Here is a 21,954-nt window from a genome sequence, read left to right on the forward strand (position 1 = left end):
AATCAGACCTCATCCCGTTCCATCATCTCGGCCGCCAACGGCACTTGAGACTCGGAGACATCTTCCACCAGCTTGGCGACCTCTTCTATGGTCGTCAGGCCGCTGCGTAAATATTCCAGAGCCGATTCAGCCAGCGGGGTAAACTGTTCGCTGGCGTAAGCGGCACGGGCAAACTCATGGGGATTACCGCTGCGCATCGCCTCTATCATGGTTTCATCCAGTTCGAGGATCTCAAACACCCCGATACGACCGCGATAACCTGTACCGGAGCAGCTCTGACACCCTGTGCCCACTCTGAGCCTGGCATCGGAAAAGTCGCGCTTGCTGATACTCTGGAGCCAGACCCTGTCCTGCGGCGTGAGCTGATAATCGGTGGCGCAGTTCTTACACACCCGCCGCACCAGGCGCTGGGCTATGATGACCCTGAGGGCACTGGCCACCAAATAACTGGCCGCCCCCATATCAAGCAAACGCAGGGCACTGGTAATGGCATCATTGGTGTGCAGGGTCGAGAGCACGAAGTGACCTGTCAGGGCACCGCGCAAGCCGATTTCGACGGTTTCCTGATCCCGCATCTCCCCCACCATTATGATGTCAGGATCCTGGCGCAGGGTGGTGCGCAGTACATTGGAAAAATCCAGGCCTATCTTGTGATTGACCTGCACCTGGTTGATCCGCGGCAGTTGGTATTCCACCGGATCTTCCACGGTAATGATCTTGCTCTCAGCCTTGTTCAGCTCACTGAGAATGCCGTAAAGAGTGGTTGTCTTACCCGAACCTGTAGGGCCTGTGACCAACAACATGCCGTGGGGGCGTTTTATCTGCCGCCGTACCCGCTCGAGAATATGCGGCGGCATTCCGGTTTCATTCAGGGTCAAGAGGCCTGCCGATTGGTCCAACAGCCTCATCACCACAGACTCGCCGTGATAGATGGGCATGGTAGACATACGCACATCTATCTGATGGCCTTTGATTTCAATATGAAAACGGCCATCCTGGGGCAAACGTTTTTCCGAGATATCCAAGCCGGCCATCAACTTGAGCCTGAGCACCAGCGCTGCGGCGATATTGACCTCTTTGAGCACATTTTCCTGCAACAGACCATCCACCCGCTGGCGGATCCTGAGCGACTTGTCGCCGGGTTCAATGTGAATGTCCGAGGCGCGGATCTGTACCGCATCCTCGAAAATCGACTGCAACAGCTTAACTACTGTGGTTTCGTTGTCGCTGTCACCCTCGGTCAGACTAGCGAGATCGAACTGATCATCGGCGGCGTATTCTTCCTCCAGCTTGCCGGCCATCTGGGCAATGTGGCCGGTGCGGCGATAGAGGTTATCAAAAGCATCGAACAGCTGCTGTTCCTTCACCACCGCCAGTTTCAGGCGTCTTGGTGCCAATAGCACATCCAATTCATCCAGCGCCTGCAGATCGGCAGGATCGCTCATGGCCACCAGCACAGAATCCTTGTCGGCTTCAATCACCAGAGCCCGAAAACGCCGCGCCTGCACTTCGGACAAGAGGTTGACCACCTCGGCAGGAATAGGGCGTTTGCTGATATCGATAAAGGGAATATTCAACTGATGCGAGAGAAACTGCAGCAGCTGCTCCTCGCTGATAAAGTCCATGTCTATCAGGGTGCGCCCCAGCTTGCGGCCGGTTTGTTTTTGTTGTGACAGCGCGTTTTGCAGCTGCACCTCGCTGATAATCTGCTCCTGTACCAGGAGATCACCGAGGCGCATTTTCAACTTGGGTTTCACTGGCGGCCTCCTATCTGGGCGAGTCGGTTTTCTATGTAATCACGGGCATCCGCGGACAAACCCTGGCGCTTGAGTGCTTCCTGGTAACTGGCCTTGGCGGCATCATAATCGCCACTCGCATCCTGGGCATAGGCCAGCCCCAACCACCAGCGTCCCTGAGAGGCATCCTGCCGGATCAGGCTAAGATAACTTTGTTGTACCAAGGGCCAATCCTTGAGGCTTTGGCCAATTTCTGCCTGCAGTAGCCATTTCTCGCGCCCAAGCTCGCTGCCATCGGCTATCTGTTGCAAACTGGCAAGAGCCAGAGGCAACTCGCTGCGAGCCTTCTGCACCCGGGCCAGCAACAGCCAAAAGGTCGGTTGCTGCGGATAATTTTCGGCGCCTTGACGCAGCAGTACTGCCGCCTTGTCCAATTCGCCGCGGCCATAAAACAGCGCCGCCAGCTCCTGGCGGGCGTTGTGATTGGCATCATTCAAACGCAAGGCTTCGGCATAGGCCGACATTGCCTTGTCCAACTGCCCCAGTTCCTTAGCCTGTTGTCCCTGTTGTAATTTCTTTTGCGACAGCTCTGCCGGGGTCAGAGATACCTGAGTCACGCTCATTTTCGCCTGGCTTGGCTTGGCAGCCCCAGATGTGGATTGGGTTATCCTGCCGCTCTCATTGGGGCTGGGCTTCTGATCCAAGCCTGACTTTTCATTGCGACCAGGTCTTTCTATTTGCACTGACTGAGCCGGCTCTTGTCCAGCCTCCAGTCCGAGCTGCTCTTCCTTGGCTGCCAGACGTTCGGCAACAGCACTGGTTTCAAGGCTGTCATCGGCTCGGCTCGAGTTCAAGTTGCCTGTTTCTGAGCCATACATTTCCGGGCTTTTTGTTTCAAAGGCTGAGCCTTGAGCATTCAAGCCCGTATCAGGAGCTTTGGATTGTTCACTTGGAGCCAGGCTCTTGCTGGGAAGTTGCAGCGCCGAGTTCTGCGCCTCAGGCTCCAAACTTAATCTATCGCTGCCGTCGGCAGCGCTTGAGACTACTTTCGGCGGCGGTCGATTACGGCCCGTGGGTCCCGGCTCATACGGCACTGTCTGCGATGGCTCTGCTCGGTCACCACTTTGGTTTTGGATTTGAGAAGCGCTTTGACTGCCACTTCCCAAATAACCGCCCAACCATAACCCCAGCGCCAATAGAGAGATGCCAAGCAGCGTGCCACCCAGCAGCAACCACCAGGGATTGGCCGCCGCTTGACTGGCCTGCCCCGCCGGCACATGAGCTAAGTTGTGGGGCTGCTGGCGTTTATCCAGGTCCTTGAGCATCTGATTGACCACACTCATAACCAGACTCCCTTCATGGCATAAACCCCGACCGAGGCGCCGACTGAAGTAAGGAGCAGTGCCAGAGTCGGCCAAAACCAGCGCCAGTTGGAAGTACGGGAAGCATCTTCGGTATCCTTGATGGCGCCCTTGATATGCGCCGTTTTCACTTGCTGTTTGCCTTCACCGAAACAGAGCAGCAGCGCCTTGTGCGCCAAAATATTCACCAATCTGGGGATCCCTCTGGCAGCCACGGCGATACGTTTACTGTCTGCAGCGCTGAATAACACCGGCCCCTGATAGCCGGCCACCGCCAATCTGTGGCGCAGATAGGCATAGACTTCATCCCGGGTCAGCGGCCGCAAGCGATAGCTGAAGGTGATCCTCTGGCGTAACTGTCGAAACTCTTGCTGCGCCAGGCGCGAATCCAGTTCGGGCTGGCCGAAGATCACCACCTGCAGCAACTTGCGGCTCTCGGTTTCCAGATTGGTCAACAGCCGCAAGGCTTCAAGACTCTCATCCGGCAAGGCCTGGGCTTCATCGAGCAACAAAACAATATTGAGCCCCTGGGCACTGAGCGCCAACAGCTGCTGCTGGATAAGGCCACTGAGTTGCTGCTGATCTTTAATATCATTCACGGCAATCCCCAGCTCCTCGGCAATCGCCAGTCTGAGTTCTGCCGGGGTCAGATAAGGATTGGGCAACCAGGCGCAGCGAAACTGCTGCGGTAACTCATTGAGCAGTTTGCGGCACAGCAATGTTTTGCCGGTTCCCACTTCGCCGGTAACCTTGATAAAACCTTCACCGGTTTGCAGCGCCACCTGCAGCACCTGCAAGGCCTCCACATGGGGAGCCAACCCCAGGAAAAATCCTGTGTTGGGGGTCAGGGCAAAAGGCATGCTCTGCATGCCAAAATGCTGCAGATACATAGAAGCGGCTATTCCTGTGGATACCAGCGGTCAAGCAAGCTCTGAGAGCGTTGCAGTTCTTTTTGCCAGGTGCCATCAACTACCACGGTCGGCTTGAGCAAAATCACCAGTTCTGTCTTGCGCTTTAACTTGCTGCGGTTGGTAAAGGCTTCACCGATAAAGGGTATATCGCCCAGCAGCGGCACCTTGGATACCACTTCGGTATTCTCGCTCTTCATCAGGCCGCCAATCACCACCACATCACCGGAAAGCGCCTTGATGACAGTGTCGGACTCACGGATTTCACTCTGGGCCAAGGGCAGATCCAACGAAGAGTCACTTATCTTGATACTCTTTTTCTGCTCTTTCACATCTGTGACCGAAGGATGTACATGCAGCAAGACACTGCCGTCTTTGTCTATTTGGGGCGTTACATCCAGAGCGATTCCCGAGAAGAAGGGCGTCAGCTCCACCTCAGGTGATGTCACCGGTGTGGTGCTGGCCACTGTGGTAGAGGAGACATCTGTGACAAAGTATTCGTCACGGCCAACTTTGATCACCGCCTTCTGGTTGTTGGACGCTGTCACCCTGGGGCTGGAGAGCACATCGACATCGCCTTGGGTATCCAGCAGAGTGATCATGGCGGTGAAATCCGTACCCTTGAGTGATAAAGAGGTCACCCCTCCTATGGCCTCGGTGATCTGATCGCCAAACGAGCCCTCGCTGGTGCCAAAATTAACCTTGGTGTTACCGTCGGCCAAAGCGCTGCCAAGCACATCCTGCCACTGGATCCCCTGCTGGTAACCATCGGAGAGGGTCACTTCGAGGATCTTGGCTTCCAGAATAACCTGCCGCTGCAGATGGCTCTCGGCGGTGGAGAGGAAACTGCGAATTTGCCGTAGCTCGTCCGGATTGGCTCTGACGGTAACCAAGCCAGCCTGGGGAGTGACCACTACAGAGCGGCCGTCGCCACTGCTGCCGAGAATCGATTCCAGGGTCTTTTGCAGCTCGCCCCAGAAGTCTGTCTTGGTGCGGGAACTGATGAAGGTGCCGTTGGTGTTATTGCTGTTCTGGTCGTTGCCGTTGTTGTTACTACGGTTATTGCTGAAATTGCTGTTATTGCCGTTGTTCAGGCCATTATTGTTGAGGTTGTTATTGCTGTTGTTGTTATTGTTGTTGTCAGAGATCCTTCCCGAGCTGACCGAAGTCAGCGACAGACCGATACGCTCCATATAGAGGTAATTGACCGGGAAAGTCTCGGTTCTCAGGCCTGCCGGATAGACCCTCAGGATCCGTCCTTCCCTGCTGATTTCATAGCCATAAATGTCCTGTACTACCTGCAAGGCTTCACTCAGGGTCACGCCCTTGAGCGATAAAGAGATATTGCCGCTCACTTGTGGATGCACAGCCACGCTGAAGGGAGTGCCTTCCACCAGACTCGGGAAAAACACCCTGGCATCGACATCATTGGCCGAGACATCAAAACGCCGCTCGGTCTGCATAGGTGCGGCCAGCCCGGCCAGAAGACCATCGGCATTCAACTCTTGCTGCACACCGGGAGGCAAGCTGGCCGGAGGAGGCACTGCTGCCCTGGCATTTTGCTGCGCCATGGAATCGCGCAGCGCCTCTTTGGAGGCGGCTGGGTTGGGCCTATCCGTGGTTTGGCAGGCCGCCAGGCCCAGAGCCAACAACGGCAGCATACAGGCGAGTCTGGTTTTCATTAATGTTTTTCCTTGCGCTCGGTAATCGCTTGAAACAGATAGAGTCGGCGACCATCGGCCAGCAAAACGCTGTCCTGATCGATACGGCTTAACACCACCCCTTGTATCCTGTCTCCCTGGCGGTAGATTTGGTTATTAATCACGGCCCGCTTGCCCTGAGGTCCGCTGAGCAGGCTGCTCAGTATCAGGCCCTGTCCTCCCTGCTCCTTGGCTGGCAAATTTACTCCCTGTGCCGGCATGGTAGGGTCCCGCAAGCTGGCTGCTGCCAGATCCTGGCCGCAGAGCATCGCCAATAAGATTAAGCACTTAGCTGGATGATGCCACACTGATAAAGTCCTCATTGATGCTGAGCGTGTATAACTCAAGTTGCACACTGGCCTTGGGATACTCAGACACCCGGTAATCCAGGCGCTTCCAATAGAGCTTGTCCGGCATGTTTTCCACCGCTTGCACAAACTTGAGCACGGCGAAATAGTCGCCTTCAAACTCCAGCACTATGCCGTGACTATAGAGATTCATCTGTTGTTCATCAGCTTTGCCTACCACCAGCAAAGGTGTTGGGGCGACAGACTTGAAGCCGGTCAGCTGTATTCCTTGCACCCGTTCCAGCAAGGCGGTAAGCAATGATGGCATATAGCTGGCGGGCACCATGTCGACCATCTGGCGCTCCAGTTGTTGATCCAACGCGGCGATATCACGATTGACTTGCCCCAAGCGGGCCTTAAGCGGCGTATCAGGGTCTTCCGCCAGGCGTTGGCGATAGAGCTCCAGCTGTTGCTGACTGAGTTTGATGCTACTCTGGCCGGCATGCAGGCGTTGCAGATTGCTCTGGCGCTCCAGCCAGAAAGACTCCAGCGGCAGATACAGCAGAAACAGCAGCAATAACAGGCTGACTCCCGCCACCATGCCTCTTTCTCTTTGACTCAAACCATCAAAGGCTTGGCCCAGACGCCGAAGGAAATTCATTTCTTCACCTCCCGGGCTTCACTGGTCAGGACGAAGGCCAGTGGCTGGCCTGGCTCCCGAGCCATGGTCATGGAAGCAAACGAGCGCCCTCTCAGACTCTCGGTTTGTTTGAGCTTGTCTATCCAGCGCGGCAGACTCTGCGGATATTGGCCGAAACCTTCAAACTCCAGCTTCTCTTCTTCAAGTTTGATGCGGCTCAGCCACACGCTGCCATCGGACACTTGGGCCAACTCCTGCAGCACAGGCGCAAAGCCCTTGGACGTCATGCGCTCCCGCTGCCCAAGCTCGGTCAGCAGTAAACCCTTGAGCTCTCGCTCCTGAGTACGACGCTCCAGCTCAATGACCAGCTCGGCACTAGGCTGACGCTTGGCCAATTCGGCTTCCAGTTGTTGTTTTTGGCTCTCCAAGGCCTGTCGCTGCGACTCGACCTCAAGCAACTGCCTGGACACTTGCGTTTGCTGCCACCATCCCAAGCCGATAAGTGAGAGTCCCAGTAACAAGAACACACCAGCAATAACCAGCAAACGAACAAAACTGAGCCTTTGCTTGGGAGGCAAGAGTGAAGATGAATAGAGATTGATCCGGGTCTTGCTCATTTGCTACCCCGCTCCAGTTCCAGATAGCTGAGCTCAGCCATTTTCATACCGACATCCATGCCATTGACCGGACGCACCTGCTGGTTAAAGTTACTGGACACAAGTTGCGCCAGGGCATCGGTTTGCCCCTGAACCATGATTTCAATCGAGGCTACCGGCGCTTGTCTGAGCTGGCTTTCAAAAAAGTCCATCGAGCGCTGGATCTCCAGGCTGAGGGTATCGGCAACGCCGAACCCCAAGGATTCGGCATCGGTCTGGTGCAGTTCGGCAAATCCGCGAATGCGCCGCTGCATGTAGAGTTCACCCTCGCGCACCACAGTGAGCAGTAACTCCTGCCCGGGAATTTGGCTGATCACCAGCCTGGCCATAGGGTCTTGGCCAAAGAGGTTAGTGGGCAGTAACTCTTCGATGCTGATCCCCACCAACTCCATACCGGCCTTGTCTATTCCCTGGGCCAAAGCAGATAGGCTGCTGCGGGAGCAAACCACCACATTGAGTTTGTCACTGCTTTTAATCGGTGATTCGAAGTAGTCCAGATGGATATCGGCCGGCGGCGTGCTGACCATGTCCTTGACCGCCCAAACCAGCGCTTGAGCCATCTCATCGGCTTCTACCTTGGGCCGGTCGGCGCTCAGAAGTTGATAATGGCCAAAGCCCAACGCCAACTGCAGTTTCGAGGGGCCAAAGTCGGCATAGATAGCGGAAAACAGTGCATTCCAATCATCTTTTTGCAGTGAATAGCTGTGGCAGAGTGCACCTTGGTTGTCACTGCCGGGGCGAAAGACCCAGGCGTGATTGGCCGCGAGGAAGATGCCGGTAGCGACGCCGGATTCGGATGAGCCAAAGCTAAAAAGACGACTGATGAATGACTTGTTCGTCATAGGTAACCCTGAGTCCCTGTGAAAGTGGTTGGCCTGACCTCGGTCTTAAGGTTAACAACTTGCTGCAACCTTAAAAGTCAAGTCAATATTTTGGCGTATCCATTCTAAACACTAATCACTTCATTTTATAGGCAAATATTCTCAAACTGAGAACTGCTCTAAAGATAGGCTCACCCATGCTGATAAACAAGTCGAACGAATACAAGGCTTGTACTCTTACTCAGGCGCTGGCCGGCATAGGCTCGCTGAACCAGCTGCCCTGAGCGGCGCTGACGCCGAGTATTCTCAAAGTCTGCCACTCTTCGAACAGCTCCACGCCTTCGGCACAAACTTGTACTTCGGTGCGGTAGAGTCCACCTATCAGGCTGCGAACAAACAGCTGATTTTCGGGCCGTAAATGGATCTGCCGCACTATGGATCTGTGCAGTTTAATCAGCTCGAACCCCGTGTCCTGAATATACTGGGTGCTGATCACCTGCTGCCCCACATGATCGACACACAGGCGCGCGCCCATTTTGCGGATCATTTGCAGCCTGGAGGCTATCTTCTCCTGATTGGGCGCCGCGATATCTTCACTGACCTCGAAGATCAACCTGCCGGTCAGATCCCGGTATTCCAGCAAGGTAGTACGCAGCCAACGGATAAAGGCGCGACTCATCAGCGAATCCAGGCTCAGGTTGATGCTGAAACAAACCTTCTTGTCCGGCTCACTCGGCAGCAACTCAAACAAGACTCTTTCCAGAGTCTGGCGCTCAATTTGCGGCATCAGCCCACATTTAACCGCCATAGGCAGAAACAGGGTCGCCCGCACCAGATTGCCCTCGGGATCTCTGGCCCGGGTGAACACCTCTCTATGGTGCAGTTTGCCGTCACAATCCATCACAGGCTGGGTATAAGCGAGAAAACGCTTGTTGACCAAGGCCATTTCCAGAAAGCTGCGCCAGCGCACCGAGCCCTTGGCAAACTCCTGATCCACCGCACCCTTGTCATACATAAACCAGGTATTGATCCCCTGCAGCTGAGCCGCTCTCAGGGCCATTTCCGCCTCTTCCAGCAACTGTTGCTGACCATCGCCCACCTTGAAGTAAGCGCCGCCGAGATGATAGAAGTTGTCGGCGTTGTCCAGCTTGGGCAACACTTGGCTTTGGCAGACTTTCAGCAGTCGGATCGCCAGTTGATCGGCCTCCGCCAGGGAAATCTGGGTCACCACTATTGCAAACTGGTTATGGGAACGGCGGGCAAAGAAACTGTTGGGCTGAGACTGCAGTATCTGGCTGATGCCGTTGACGTTTTGTCTTAGCAGCTCCAGCGTCAGGCTGTCTCCCAGCTGTTGCTGCAGCAGATCCAGATCCTCCAGCTCCAACAGATAAAGCACCCCATGGGCTATCATGCCCTGTTCATTGCTCAGGGCATCGAGTCGATTCTTGAGAAACAGGCGGTTACCTATGCGGGTGTCGGGATCCAGGAAAGTATTGCTGCGGATAAACTTGTCAAATCTGGCCCGCTCTTTCTGGGCATCGGCCAGCTCTTCCAGCAAGCGACTTAGGGCGCGGTTAATCAATCTGGGTTTACCCTTGCCCGGCATCGCCAGCGCTTTTTCATGCTCACCCAAGAGGATTAAACGGCTGCGCTGTGCCAGCTCTTCAATCCCCTCCAGTTGCCGCGAATACCAGAGATAGCCGAAACGGACAAACGCCAGCACGGCACCCACGCCGACCAGAATGATCAAGACTTCGTACCAACCTGGCCTGTGCTGGGAAAACGGCTGCGGCAGTTCCAGCTCCATGCGGATACCCGGGTTGTTCTTCAGCTGTGACTGATAACGCACCAGGTTTTCTGTGCCGATATTGCCTTTATATTCAAACAATAACTTGTCGTAATGCCAGAGCTTAAAGCTGGCGGCGTTGTAAGCAATCAACATGGGAGGCAGCCAGGACTCCAGTTCCCAATTGCTGCTGGGTTGGTACTGGTTGGTCAGCATGCTTTCCAGCTCCGTGACCTTCTGTTGCTGGAACTTGTAGGTCAGCTGCAGGAAACTCATCATGGCACAGAGCAGAAACACAAACGCCACTGTCGTCAGCGACAAGAGCCAAAAACTGGTGAGTTTTTTTGTGAGAATTCGGGTGAGTTTCATCGAGGGCGATCCTGCCAGTCTTCTTATTCTTCTAAGTGTTGAGCCGCCTCACTGCGGGAACTCAGTCTGTTGATTATTCAGCAGCCATACGCAAAAGGCAACCGACAAGCTGCACAGCACGGCAAATGCCCCGTTTGCCTTGCAGAAACAACAAAGGGGCCAAACAAGGCCCCTTGGGAGTAAAGCTGCTATCAGACTTCCGGGTATTGCGGCAGTGTGTCTATTTGAGCAACCTGAGAGTCTATGGCTGCTTGCGCCACAGCCTTGGCGACTTTGGGCAACAATCTAGGGTCCATAGGCTTGGGCAGCACATATTGCGGGCCGAAACTCAACTCGCTGACATTGGGGTAAGCCGCCAACACAGATGCTGGCACAGGTTCCTTGGCCAGTTCGGCAATGGCATAAACCGCGGCTATCTTCATCTCATCATTAATGCGGCTGGCACGCACATCCAGGGCGCCACGGAAAATGAATGGGAAACAGAGCACATTGTTGACCTGGTTGGGATAGTCGCTGCGACCGGTTCCCATGATCAAATCGCTACGTATCTCATGAGCCAGTTCAGGCTTGATCTCAGGATCCGGGTTGGAGCAAGCGAAGATCACCGGCTTCTCGGCCATCATAGCCACTTCCTCGGCGCCGAGAACATCAGGGCCAGACAGCCCCAGGAACACGTCGGCCCCCTTGATCACATCCTGCAGCGTGCGCTTGTCTGTGTTGTTGGCAAACAGCGCCTTGTACTCGTTGAGATCTTCACGACGGGTATGGATAACGCCCTTTCTATCCAGCATGTAGACATTTTCACGCTGGGCTCCACACTTGACCAGCATGCTCATACAGGCGATGGCCGCTGCGCCTGCGCCCATACAGACAAACACCGCCTCTTCCAGTTTCTTGCCCTGGATCTCGAGGGCATTGATCATCCCGGCGGCAGTAACGATTGCCGTACCGTGCTGGTCGTCGTGAAACACAGGAACCTGGCAGCGCTCGATCAGCTCACGCTCGATTTCAAAGCACTCAGGCGCCTTGATGTCTTCCAGGTTGATACCGCCAAAAGTGTCGGCAATCGCTTCAACTGTATGAATAAACTCTTCAGCTGTGCGGTGTTTTACTTCAATATCAGTGGCGTCGATATTGGCAAAGTGCTTGAACAGCAAAGCCTTTCCTTCCATTACCGGCTTGGATGGCAAGGGACCAAGGTTACCCAGACCCAGAATGGCGGTACCGTTGGAAATCACGGCAACCGTGTTGCCCTTGTTGGTGTATCTGTACGCATTGGCAGGATTGGAAGCGATTTCACGTACCGGCTCTGCCACCCCCGGGCTGTAGGCCAGCGCCAGATCCATACTGGTCTCGGCGGGCTTGGTCAGCGTCACTGCGGTTTTGCCTGGAACGGGGAACTCATGGTAATCGAGCGCTTTTTGACGGAAATCTGTCATTTTTAAATCCTGAAATGCGGAATGATATTAAGTAAAAACCGTACAAACACAGGTCTGGATCACTGCAGAACTCCCTCTACAGTGACTCAAATCACAAGGCGCTAAAGATACGCGAAAAGGCATTGTTTTAAAACAGTGAGATAGAAATTTTCCGCTTAAGTCAGGCATTTTGCTTCTAAGGGGGATTTTCCAAACTTATCTGTGATGGATGAGTGGCGATTATCTGCCATTTTTTGTAGGAAAAATACAACTTACCCCGCACTATAACGGCTCTTTTAAGCGAGTTCAGCGCTAAAAGGTTGCTAAAATTACCAGATCCGGCCTGAGGTATGCCGACATAGAAGTTATTATCCAGAATAAGCCACAAATACTGTCCCTTTCTTTCAAAATCTGTCACCACACCTCTGACCAGCCGATACTGATTTAAATCCTGCTGGCCGATAGCCGAAACCGCCTTGGGCGCATAGTCGTCAAACCCCCACAAACCTGTACTCTGAGTCCGTGCTTGCTGCTCCAACTTGGCAAAGCATTCCCAAAACGGATGTTCCTGATAGACCCTGGCCATGGCAAAACCCTGTTGCAGCAGTTCCTGCTGCAACAATAAACCATCCGGAGTAAAGACATAGGCCAGAGTGCGACCATAGGGATCCAGCTTGGTTGGGCCAAACATCAGCGCCAGTTCATCCCCCGCTTTGAGCTTAGAGGCGACAAAGGCCCTGGCCTCCAGACTGTAGCGCTGGGAGAGACTGGGATACTGATGATCTATCTCGGGGACATTGACACCTATCAAGCGTATCAAGCGGCCATCTTTGAGTGTGAGGGTATCGCCATCATTGATATAGGCGAGTGTAACCTTTTCGCTGGCAGTATAGGGAATACACAGATTGCCGCTTGTGCTGGCCTGCGCCAATCCCAAAGACAGCAAACTGCCCAGCAGCAACAGACATATAATCATGCATGAATGACGCCCAAAGCCAGATCCTGAGTTAGTACTGTGCCATTGAGATATCATGGCGCCTCCCTTGGCTGTAATTGCCTCTTGGCTGAGTGGAATCACGGTCAAAATCCTTTTTTAACTCTTAACGTTGCCCCCTAGCCCCGGGTCAAGGTGATATCCGAAACATAACCGTGGGCACAACTTTGCAAGGCCTGACTAAGCATGGCTGCGGCTTCATCGGCAGTCATAAAGCTCGACGTATCCACCAATTTACCGCTACTGGGCCAGAACCCGGTTGCCATTCCGCCGGGGTAGACGGCTATCAGCTTTATCTTGCTGCCCTTGAGTTCCAAGCGCAGGGATTCCAACATGCCTCTGACAGCCCATTTTACCGCGCAGTAACTGCTCTCTCCGGCCTTGGGTTGCAGCGCCGCGGTAGACATGACAATCACCAGTGTCATGGACTCTTGCCGCCAACGGGCCAACATGGCTCTGAGCAGCAACAGAGTAGACAATAAGTTATTGTCGATAAGGGTCTTGATCTCGACCGGTGACTGAGTTTCCAGGTTACCGAAGCGGCCGCTGCCGGCACAGTGCAGCAGTATTTCGGGGGCCTCGCCCAAAGTGTCGAGCAGAGCCTCAATCGCGCTCGGATTGGTTAAATCTGTGGCTTGGCAACTGACACCAGGCAGCTCTGCCGCCAGTTGCTGCAACCTCTGTTCGCTGCGGCCGGTTAACAACAAGGACGCTCCTTCAGCATGATAACGCCTCGCCAGCGCTGCCCCCAAGCCACTGCTGGCCCCGGTGATCAATTTCATTTGCTTTGTTCTCCGACTTCAGATGGGGACTGTGGCAGAGGCCGATAGGTTTGGCTTTGCCAGTCAAATTGATAGGTTTTGCCCTGCCATTGATACAAGGTGCGATTACCTTGTTGTATCACCCTGGCGTTGGCCGGTAGGCTGGCACGACTCCCTGTGTCGGCCAAGGTTTCGAAGTGAGTCGTTACTCGCTGCGGTGGCGCCACCACCACAGGCTCCGGCTTGGGTTGCCTGCGATATACATAGGGGCGCTGCCAGCGATCTCTGTACCAAGGATCATCCCACTGCCAACGATTCCACGGGTCGTAGCGCCAGGGCGATAGCCAGGGATTGTTAACGCCCCAATACAGGCCCCAATGACTTCGTGAGCCATGGTTATGCCGGCGGTTGTCATCTTCTCTGTGAATATCCCCCTGATAGTGGCGCTCGGCATGGGAGTTATCCCAGGCAGCAGCCACCTGTGGCAAACTCATCAGTATCAGACTCAGGAAAAATGCTCGTTTCATATAGCCTCCAGGCTTCAAGGCCCGCAGCTTTCATGCTACTACGGCTGGCGCCCGGATTCATCAGTGAATCGCAGGAGAAATAAAGATGACTCAGCGTGCATTCAGCCTGTTTGTCTCTGCTCCCCCATGCGACAGCAGTTAACCGCTGCCGGGATTAATGCTATAGTGCGCGCCATTAATGCATTCGGCAGCGAGGCTATTTCCACATGAGTTTTAAGGATTTACGCAGTTTTATCGATCACCTCGAGAGTCAGGGTGAGCTCAAGCGTATCAGCTATCCGGTTGATCCTTATCTTGAAATGACCGAAATAGCCGATCGGGTGCTGCGTGCCGGTGGCCCGGCCCTGCTGTTTGAAAATCCCAAGGGCAAACAGATGCCCGTGCTGGTGAATCTCTTCGGTACTCCGAAGCGGGTCGCCATGGCGCTGGGCAAGGATGATCCCATGGCACTGCGGGACGTGGGCGAACTGCTGGCGTTTCTCAAGGAGCCCGAGCCCCCCAGGGGCTTCAAGGATGCCATTGCCAAGATCCCCATGTTCAAGCAAGCGCTGAACATGCCGCCCAAGACAGTGCGTAACGCCCCTTGCCAAGAGGTGGTGTTGCAAGGCGAGCAGGTCGACCTGACCGCACTGCCCATTCAGCACTGCTGGCCCGGCGATGTTGCACCACTGGTGACCTGGGGTTTGACCATCACCAAAGGGCCGAGACAGAAACGCCAGAATCTGGGGATCTACCGCCAGCAACTGCTGGGCAAAAACAAACTGATCATGCGCTGGTTGTCACACAGAGGCGGGGCGTTGGACTTTGCCGACTTCAAGCAGCAGCACCCAGGTGAAAAATATCCTGTGGTAGTGGCTCTGGGCAGCGACCCTGTCACTATTCTCGGCGCCGTCACTCCAGTGCCCGATGCCATGAGTGAATATGCTTTTGCCGGACTGCTGCGCGGTGAGCGCACCGAAGTGGTCAAGGCCTTGAGTTGCGATCTGGAAGTGCCGGCCACCAGTGAGATCATTCTCGAAGGTTATATCGATCCCGAAGAGATGGCGGTGGAGGGCCCCTACGGTGACCACACAGGTTATTATAATGAAACCGACAGCTTCCCTGTGTTTACCGTGACTCATATCAGTCACAGAAAAGACGCCATCTACCACAGCACCTACACGGGAAGACCACCGGATGAACCGGCCATGCTCGGGGTTGCCCTCAATGAGGTCTTCGTTCCTATCCTGCGCAAGCAGTATCCGGAAATCGTCGACTTCTACCTGCCACCGGAGGGTTGTTCTTACCGAATGGCGGTGATCTCCATCCGCAAACAATATCCCGGCCATGCCAAGCGGGTGATGATGGGAGCCTGGTCTTTCCTGCGTCAGTTTATGTATACCAAGTTTATTGTCATAGTCGATGAAGACGTGAATTGCCGCGACTGGCAGGACGTTATCTGGGCCATAACCACCCGGATGGATCCCAGCCGCGACACAGTGATGATAGACAACACACCCATTGACTATCTGGATTTCGCGTCACCCGTGGCGGGACTGGGATCCAAGATGGGCCTGGATGCCACCAATAAGTGGGAAGGTGAGACCAACCGCGAATGGGGCACCCCAATAGTGATGGACCAAGAGGTTAAACAGCGAGTGGACGAGATTTGGGAGCAGTTGGGCATAGAAGACCAAGCTACCCTATAATCCGCAATAACTGCTTTAGCCATTATTAAAATAAGCCTTCAACAGAGAGGTAAAAAGGAAGTTCGATGAATAGCATCCGCTGTAAGATAGAGAAAGTTGCCCCATTCAATGACGCTGTGTACCAAGTATTGCTGCGCCCCGAAAAACCGCTGGAGTTCAAGGCCGGTCAATACCTGTGTGTGGTAATGGGTGAGAAAGACAAGCGTCCCTTCTCCATAGCTTCGGCTCCCGGCAGCGAACTCATAGAACTTCACATAGGCGCAGCCGTCAGCGAGAGCTATCCCATGCAAGTGGTCGAGCGGCTAAGAGACAACAGCCATATCGATATCGAAGCTCCGGGTGGCGAAGCCTTCCTCAGACACCAGAGTATCAGGCCCAGACTGCTGGTTGCCGGTGGTACAGGCTTCTCCTATATCAAGAGCCTGGTAGAGCAGCAAATCGCCCTGGGGCAAAAGGTTGAAACCCTGCTCTATTGGGGCTGCCGCAATCCTGAAGCCATGTACTACGAAGCCATCGCCAGAGAGTGGCATCAAGCGCACCCTTGGTTGCACTTCGTGCCGGTAGTAGAACAGGCCGAGGCCGACTGGCAAGGGAAACAGGCCAATCTGCTGGCGCAGATACGCTCGGACTTTGTCAGCCTGGTGGGCTATGACATCTATATTGCCGGTCGTTTCGACATGGTCGGTGCCGCGCGGGAGCTGTTCCGCGAGATGGGACTGGATGAAGCCCACCTCTACGGCGATGCCTTCGCCTTTATCAAATAACTGTCTTCATCATTATTCAATAATGGCCGCTGCCAGCGGCCGCTATTTTTTGCCACCATTAATGTGTGTCAGCTCTCATCCACCGGGGTGCACAGTCCCAGCGCTCTGACATAGAATAAACAGATACACAGAAACCCCGGACACAATGGAGTTCCCATGAGTCATCCTCAAGTCACATCACTGAAACTGAAGCGTAAATCCAAACTGCTCGAGATAGGCTTCGATGATGGCAGTCAGTATCAACTGAGCTGCGAATTTCTGCGGGTTCACTCTCCATCGGCCGAAGTACACGGCCATGGCAACCCCAAGCTGGTGACTCACAAGAAAGAGGTCAACATCAGCGCCATTGAGCCGGTCGGCAATTATGCGGTGAAGCTGGTATTCGACGACGGCCATGATACCGGCCTCTATTCCTGGCAGATACTGCACCAGCTCTGCACCCAACACACCGAACTCTGGGAACAATATCTGGCTAGGCTGCGTGCCGAAAAGGGCAGCCGTGAAGCCCTGATCAGCATGAATATCAAATATAACTGAGGAAGGTGCGAACAAATTCCACGAGGACTTATTCGTACCTTTGCTAGCGGATCAGCGAGCCCAAAGGCAGCCCGCTGAGCGCCCTGGCATCCTGCTTGGAAAACCAGGTGTCGGGTAATGTCACCTGCTGCCACAGCTCCCGGCACAGCGATTGGCTGTCCTGCCAATTGCCGGCCAACAGCCAAGGCACCAGCAGATCGCCCACATCCGGGTAGTTAATCGGCTCAGGGCTACCCCGTTTGAGCCAACGTTTCACCGTTTGCGGCTCCAGCGTCATCATGCTGTCGGCCGCTGCCAGCAGCTCCAGGGCGGCCACATTCGACAGCTGTTCAAACTGCCCAAGCAAGGGTTTAACCAAGAGCTTTTTACCCAGGGTCAGGGCTTCACTGGCCAGTTCAAATCCGGCATTGGCTATCACCCCACCGCAACTGGCGAGATCGGCCTTGAAGCCTTCACGATCAAAACCATGCCACAGAATATGCTCAGGTAAAGCAACTGGCGCCGCCTGGCTGTGATACACCATAAAACGGTAGTCATGGAAAGGGTGCAACAATTCGGCAATAGCTTGTGGGCTCTCAAACGGCAGATACACCAAAATATCGTGCGAATGTTCCACTGTGCAGCGGCTGACATCGACAAAGGGCGGCAATATCGGATAACCAAAGTGATGCCAGTGACACCCCAATGCCTGATCCACGGGAGCGAAGTTTTCCAGCAACCAGTCGTTGAACCAGGAGTTCCCCACCTTGGGCACAGGGTATTTGAGAGAAGCCTGATGACTAATGCCTATACTGGGCACCCCCTGACGCCTGGCGGCCCAGGCCGAAACTGGCTCAAAGTCATTGAGCAAGAGATCATAGCCACTGAGATCCAACTCGCGAATGTCCCGCCAAAGCTCAATGGCGGAATTGTGCATCAGTGTCTTGGGGATGCTGACCCGTCCCTTTTGAGTAACAAAAGTCAGCCCGGCACAGACCCGGTAATCGCCGAAGGCCTGCATATCAAAAAACTGCTGCGGCTGGCGACCACTGAAGAAATAATCAACCTGAATATCGTGCTTTGCCAAGGCTTTGGCTACTACTCTGGCGCGACTCAAATGGCCATTCCCTGTGCCCTGAACGCCGTAAAGTATCCGCATTGATAGTCCTTATATCCAAACTACTGCTATGAGAGTGGCACTGCAGCCCAAAAGGGCACCGGCCAAGATATCGAGAGGGTAGTGAACACCGAGAAACACTCTGGAAACCCCAACCAGGCCAGCCCAGATAAATGCCGGCACTGCCAGCAGCGGGTAAATTTGCCATACCGCACTGGCGAACACGAAGGCACCCGCCGTATGGCCGGACGGCAGACTGAATTTGTCAGAGGGCTCAAAGCTGGCCCTGAAGCCCACCAGAACCTGATGACATGGGCGTTTACGGCGAATGGCATTTTTGAGTAACAGGTACAAAGGCAATTCCACTGCATACGCCAACAGCAACAAAGCGAAGAAGCGCTGTCCATCCTGCTCCAGCAACATAAGCAGCGCCAGACACAGGTAGAGCGGACCATTACCCGATGCAGAAAACTTGAGGGCGCTGGCTTCCAGATCATGCTTGCGGCCAAATTGTGTCAGCGCACGAAAGGTTCGAAGATCGAGTTCAGCAAGGTAGGTAAACATGGCTGAGGCTCCTTCTGTGGACAGTAAGGAGCCGGGTCAAGGGCTCCAATCTGTGTAGCAGTAAAGAGCCTAGTCAAGGGGTGTGACGGACAGGTGACACCTGCCCTAAGCTTTTATGACATCAGGCAGTGACAGTAGCCCGGCCACGATAGATTTTGATCAAATGATAGATGTTGATACAAGCCACAAAGGCGTTCATCCCCGCTACCGGCCAGGCAGAAATAGCGGCACCGTAAATCACAAACAGGGTACAACCGGTAAAGTTGATCCAACGCAGCCAGATAATGTCCTTCATCATCAGTGAAATAGCCACCATGATGGAGGCAAAATAGCCAACGATTTCAACTGTGTTAAGAGCTTCCATAAGGCACCTCATTAAGGCCCTCTGCCGTCCATAAGCCTGACGGGGGATCCGTGCCCCTAAAGCAGGTTAAAGTTAAGTAAGTTTGAATGGTGCCAATGCTAACAAAAGTCACAACAGAGTTGTAATAAAAATACGTTATTTAATGAGCTGCATCAAAAAACGCTGCATATATAGACAGGAGTTACGAAATATTACCACGCAAATGTTAACGGAGAGAAAATCCAGCAATACCGTGATTGATAACACTTTTCTTTTCAAGAATCCCTTATATACTGGCACTTAGTGCGTTATCCCGCGGTCTTGTCAGACCCTGCGGTTCAACAGGAGTGTAAATATGGAATACAACACCTCAGAACTTTGTGACATGTACCTGGATGTTGTCGATGTCGTCGAGCCCATGTTCAGCAACTACGGTGGCTGTAGTTCATTTGGCGGCTCCATTAGCACCATCAAGTGTTTCGAAGACAACGGCCTCATTCTCGATGTATTGCAGGACGATGGCGAAGGAAAGGTTCTGCTGGTAGACGGTGGTGGTTCTCTGCGCCGGGCGCTGATCGATGCCTCAATTGCCGAGGTTGCGGTCAACAACAACTGGGAAGGCATTATCGTTTACGGTAGCGTGCGCGATGTCGATGCCCTCGAAGAGCTGGATATAGGTATCCAGGCTTTGGCCTCCATTCCTGTTGGTGCCGATGGTAATGCCATTGGTGAAGTGGACATTCCGGTGAACTTCGGTGGCGTCACCTTCCTGCCGGGCGATCATATCTATGCCGATAACACTGGGGTGATTCTTTCTCCCGAGCCTTTGGATATCGACTGATAACGACCTCTGCACAAAAGCCGGTCTCTGCCGGCTTTTTTGTTGCCTTTTGCTCAGCCTCGGCCAGAATAGAGGCTATTCTTGCCCCGTCAGAGAAAGGGATATTCTATGGAACTGCCGCTCTCCCCCATCACGCAAGCCAAGCTGGCTCAATCTTTCAGCCCCAGAGAAGGTGAAACCCGTCTGGGTCAGAAAGTGCGCCTGCTGCCAGGCGCGGCAAGCTATATGGATGCGCTGACCCAGGCCAGAGCCGCAGGCGCCCGTTTTGCCATTATCGGAATCAAGGAGGACCTTGGGCCCAGGGCTAATCTGGGGCAAGGCGGTGCCAACCAGGCCTTTGACGCCATGTTGCCGGCGCTGCTTAATCTACAGTCCAACCGCTTTTTAAGTGGTGAAGAATGCCTGCTGCTGGGGGAAATCACCCCGGTTGCCAATGCTGCCAATGATTGTCAGCAACTCAGACAAGAGGTGGAGTCTCTGGATCAGCAGGTCATCGAAGCCCTGACTCCGGTTTTTGCCGCCGGGCTTGAGCCCATTGTCATCGGCGGTGGCCACAACAACGCCTTCGGCTTACTCAGCGCCGCCCGGGCGGCATTATCCAAGCCGCTGGCGGCGGTCAATCTGGATCCTCATTCAGACTTCAGGTTGCGGGAAGGTCGCCACAGTGGCAATGGTTTCAGTTATGCCGCGGCCAACGGCGCCCTTGGGCATTATCACGTGCTCGGGCTGCATGAACTGAAAAACAGTGAAGCCAATCTGGAACAACTTACGGCATTTGGAGGCAGTTGGCACAGCCTGCAACAGATTTGGGTACGTCGCGAGCTGAGTTTAGAACAGGCACTGAGCGACATTGCCCGCCAGCTGCGTCATACAGGTCTACCGGTCGCCATAGAGCTGGATCTGGATGCCATAACCCAGATGCCTTCCAGTGCCTCAACCGTTGCCGGTATTCCGTTGTTGGATGCGGCACATTACGTCAGCCATATGGCGCGCCACACCCCAAGTGTTTATCTGCATCTGGCCGAAGGCGCCCCGGCATGCCACGACGCAGGTTTAGCCGCCGGCTACAAGGCCGTCGGTCAGTGCCTTGCCGAACTGATTTACGCCTATCTACAGGCCAAACAGGTCTGAACACTGCCACACTCTTTTCGCTTTAGCACCGCCAAGCTTGCCCGTGCTCAAATAGGCAGGACGGCTAAGCGAAGTTCAGCCGCAATAGGGAATGCTATGGCGGCTGGGGCTATTCACCCCCGGCGGATATTGTGGTCTAATGCGCAGTCTGGCCTGGGGCCAACAGCATTTTTTACTGCGGCGATCACAGCTTGGCCGCACAAAGATTCAGCAAGCTGTACCAATAGCTTACACTCGCTGCAATACGAGCTAGTCATAGGAATACACTGATGTCTGAAGACTCACCAAAGAGTACACATTTCGGGTATAAAACTGTCGAAGCTGATAAGAAGGCCGACCTGGTAGCCGGAGTCTTCCATTCCGTTGCCACTAAATACGACATCATGAACGATGTTGCTTCTTTTGGTATCCATAGATTCTGGAAACGCTTCACCATTGAGTGCGCCGGTGCCCGTCCGGGAATGAAGGTGTTGGATCTGGCCGGTGGTACCGGTGATTTGACCGCCAAGTTCTCTCACCTGGTGGGTGACAAGGGTCAGGTTATCCTGGCGGATATCAATGATTCCATGCTCAAAGTCGGTCGCAGCAAGCTGCGCGACAAGGGCATAGTGGGCAACGTCAGTTATGTACAGGCCAACGCCGAAGCACTGCCCTTCCCGGACAATCACTTCGATATCATCACCATCGCCTTTGGCCTGCGTAATGTGACCGACAAAGACGCGGCGCTGCGCTCCATGCAACGTGTGCTCAAGCCAGGCGGTAAGTTGTTGGTATTGGAGTTTTCCAAGCCACAGCATGAGATCATGCGTAAAGCCTACGATCTGTATTCGTTCAAGATCCTGCCCAAGATGGGTCAGCTGGTTGCCAAAGATGCCGACAGCTACGAATACCTGGCCGAGTCCATCCGTATGCACCCGGATCAGGAAACCCTGAAACAGATGATGCAGGATGCCGGCCTGGAGCAGGTGGATTACATCAATATGACCGACGGCGTAGTGGCTCTGCACCGAGGCTATAAGTTCTGAG

22 protein-coding genes are annotated in these 21,954 nt (G+C 54.2%); 6 read left to right on the forward strand and 16 right to left on the reverse strand.

All coding sequences use genetic code 11. The features are described 5' to 3' along the window. Positions 1–2: 2 nt before the first annotated feature. From N512_RS0119225 to N512_RS23465, 13 genes are all read right to left on the reverse strand, one after another. Positions 3–1,757: a GspE/PulE family protein gene (locus N512_RS0119225; protein WP_028781348.1), complete on the reverse strand. Its 1,755-nt coding sequence runs from the start codon at positions 1,755–1,757 to the stop codon at positions 3–5. Then, positions 1,754–3,079: a tetratricopeptide repeat protein gene (locus N512_RS23870; protein WP_051472880.1), complete on the reverse strand. Its 1,326-nt coding sequence runs from the start codon at positions 3,077–3,079 to the stop codon at positions 1,754–1,756. The genes N512_RS0119225 and N512_RS23870 overlap by 4 nt, the downstream gene beginning before the upstream one ends. Then, positions 3,076–3,987 carry an ExeA family protein gene (locus tag N512_RS0119235; RefSeq protein WP_028781349.1) on the reverse strand — a complete coding sequence of 304 codons (912 nt, stop codon included), beginning with the start codon at positions 3,985–3,987 and terminating at the stop codon, positions 3,076–3,078. Before N512_RS0119235 ends, N512_RS23870 begins: the two co-directional genes overlap by 4 nt. 8 nt (positions 3,988–3,995) lie before the next feature. Further along, the gene (gene mshL / locus N512_RS0119240) at positions 3,996–5,687 is read right to left on the reverse strand and encodes a pilus (MSHA type) biogenesis protein MshL (RefSeq protein ID WP_028781350.1); all 1,692 of its coding nucleotides are present in this window, start codon (positions 5,685–5,687) and stop codon (positions 3,996–3,998) included. Continuing rightward, entirely contained in the window at positions 5,687–5,905 is a 219-nt protein-coding gene (locus tag N512_RS0119245) for a general secretion pathway protein GspB (protein ID WP_231473629.1), read from the reverse strand. Before N512_RS0119245 ends, mshL begins: the two co-directional genes overlap by 1 nt. Before the next feature lie 88 nt (positions 5,906–5,993). After that, complete coding sequence (locus N512_RS0119250) at positions 5,994–6,653, reverse strand: MSHA biogenesis protein MshJ (RefSeq protein ID WP_028781352.1); 660 nt, start codon at positions 6,651–6,653, stop codon at positions 5,994–5,996. Continuing rightward, positions 6,650–7,249, reverse strand: a complete 600-nt coding sequence (locus N512_RS0119255) for a PilN domain-containing protein (RefSeq protein WP_028781353.1) — start codon at positions 7,247–7,249, stop codon at positions 6,650–6,652. The genes N512_RS0119250 and N512_RS0119255 overlap by 4 nt, the downstream gene beginning before the upstream one ends. Next, positions 7,246–8,130, reverse strand: coding sequence for a hypothetical protein (locus N512_RS0119260; RefSeq protein ID WP_028781354.1), 885 nt, complete (start codon positions 8,128–8,130; stop codon positions 7,246–7,248). The genes N512_RS0119255 and N512_RS0119260 overlap by 4 nt, the downstream gene beginning before the upstream one ends. 220 nt (positions 8,131–8,350) lie before the next feature. Further along, entirely contained in the window at positions 8,351–10,264 is a 1,914-nt protein-coding gene (gene csrD, locus N512_RS0119265) for an RNase E specificity factor CsrD (protein ID WP_028781355.1), read from the reverse strand. A gap of 191 nt (positions 10,265–10,455) precedes the next feature. Then, the gene (locus N512_RS0119270) at positions 10,456–11,703 is read right to left on the reverse strand and encodes a malic enzyme-like NAD(P)-binding protein (protein ID WP_025011583.1); all 1,248 of its coding nucleotides are present in this window, start codon (positions 11,701–11,703) and stop codon (positions 10,456–10,458) included. A 175-nt stretch (positions 11,704–11,878) separates the two neighbouring features. Beyond that, a complete protein-coding gene (locus tag N512_RS0119275) occupies positions 11,879–12,658 on the reverse strand; it encodes a thermonuclease family protein (RefSeq protein ID WP_051472881.1) in 780 nt (259 codons plus the stop codon). A gap of 137 nt (positions 12,659–12,795) precedes the next feature. Further along, complete coding sequence (locus N512_RS0119280) at positions 12,796–13,458, reverse strand: SDR family NAD(P)-dependent oxidoreductase (protein WP_028781357.1); 663 nt, start codon at positions 13,456–13,458, stop codon at positions 12,796–12,798. After that, entirely contained in the window at positions 13,455–13,964 is a 510-nt protein-coding gene (locus tag N512_RS23465) for a hypothetical protein (RefSeq protein ID WP_051472882.1), read from the reverse strand. The genes N512_RS0119280 and N512_RS23465 overlap by 4 nt, the downstream gene beginning before the upstream one ends. Positions 13,965–14,170: 206 nt before the next feature. Between N512_RS23465 and ubiD the strand changes: the two genes are divergently transcribed. The 3 genes from ubiD (at position 14,171) to N512_RS0119300 (ending at position 16,953) form a co-directional block, all read left to right on the forward strand. Next, the gene (gene ubiD / locus N512_RS0119290) at positions 14,171–15,652 is read left to right on the forward strand and encodes a 4-hydroxy-3-polyprenylbenzoate decarboxylase (RefSeq protein WP_028781358.1); all 1,482 of its coding nucleotides are present in this window, start codon (positions 14,171–14,173) and stop codon (positions 15,650–15,652) included. Between the two features lie 65 nt (positions 15,653–15,717). Further along, the gene (gene fre / locus N512_RS0119295) at positions 15,718–16,416 is read left to right on the forward strand and encodes an NAD(P)H-flavin reductase (RefSeq protein ID WP_028781359.1); all 699 of its coding nucleotides are present in this window, start codon (positions 15,718–15,720) and stop codon (positions 16,414–16,416) included. Positions 16,417–16,572: 156 nt separating this feature from the next. Next, a complete protein-coding gene (locus N512_RS0119300; protein ID WP_025011577.1) occupies positions 16,573–16,953 on the forward strand; it encodes a gamma-butyrobetaine hydroxylase-like domain-containing protein in 381 nt (126 codons plus the stop codon). A gap of 43 nt (positions 16,954–16,996) precedes the next feature. Here N512_RS0119300 and N512_RS23470 read toward each other — a convergent pair whose 3' ends face one another. The 3 genes from N512_RS23470 to N512_RS0119315 form a co-directional block, all read right to left on the reverse strand. Continuing rightward, positions 16,997–18,091, reverse strand: coding sequence for an MJ1255/VC2487 family glycosyltransferase (locus tag N512_RS23470; RefSeq protein WP_051472883.1), 1,095 nt, complete (start codon positions 18,089–18,091; stop codon positions 16,997–16,999). Positions 18,092–18,100: 9 nt separating this feature from the next. Then, positions 18,101–18,613 carry a phosphatase PAP2 family protein gene (locus N512_RS0119310; protein WP_028781360.1) on the reverse strand — a complete coding sequence of 171 codons (513 nt, stop codon included), beginning with the start codon at positions 18,611–18,613 and terminating at the stop codon, positions 18,101–18,103. A gap of 121 nt (positions 18,614–18,734) precedes the next feature. Further along, the gene (locus N512_RS0119315; RefSeq protein WP_028781361.1) at positions 18,735–18,977 is read right to left on the reverse strand and encodes a YgjV family protein; all 243 of its coding nucleotides are present in this window, start codon (positions 18,975–18,977) and stop codon (positions 18,735–18,737) included. 334 nt (positions 18,978–19,311) lie between these two features. Between N512_RS0119315 and rraA the strand changes: the two genes are divergently transcribed. The 3 genes from rraA (at position 19,312) to ubiE (ending at position 21,953) form a co-directional block, all read left to right on the forward strand. Beyond that, on the forward strand, positions 19,312–19,797 hold the full coding sequence (gene rraA / locus N512_RS0119320) for a ribonuclease E activity regulator RraA (RefSeq protein WP_025011574.1): 486 nt from the start codon (positions 19,312–19,314) through the stop codon (positions 19,795–19,797). Between the two features lie 108 nt (positions 19,798–19,905). Next, a complete protein-coding gene (locus tag N512_RS0119325; RefSeq protein ID WP_037475688.1) occupies positions 19,906–20,928 on the forward strand; it encodes a formimidoylglutamase in 1,023 nt (340 codons plus the stop codon). 269 nt (positions 20,929–21,197) lie between these two features. Next, positions 21,198–21,953 carry a bifunctional demethylmenaquinone methyltransferase/2-methoxy-6-polyprenyl-1,4-benzoquinol methylase UbiE gene (ubiE, locus tag N512_RS0119330; protein ID WP_025011572.1) on the forward strand — a complete coding sequence of 252 codons (756 nt, stop codon included), beginning with the start codon at positions 21,198–21,200 and terminating at the stop codon, positions 21,951–21,953. The last annotated feature ends 1 nt before the right edge of the window (position 21,954 follow it).

It is taken from the genome of Shewanella sp. 38A_GOM-205m, assembly GCF_000518445.1.
Lineage (GTDB): Bacteria > Pseudomonadota > Gammaproteobacteria > Enterobacterales > Shewanellaceae > Shewanella > Shewanella algae.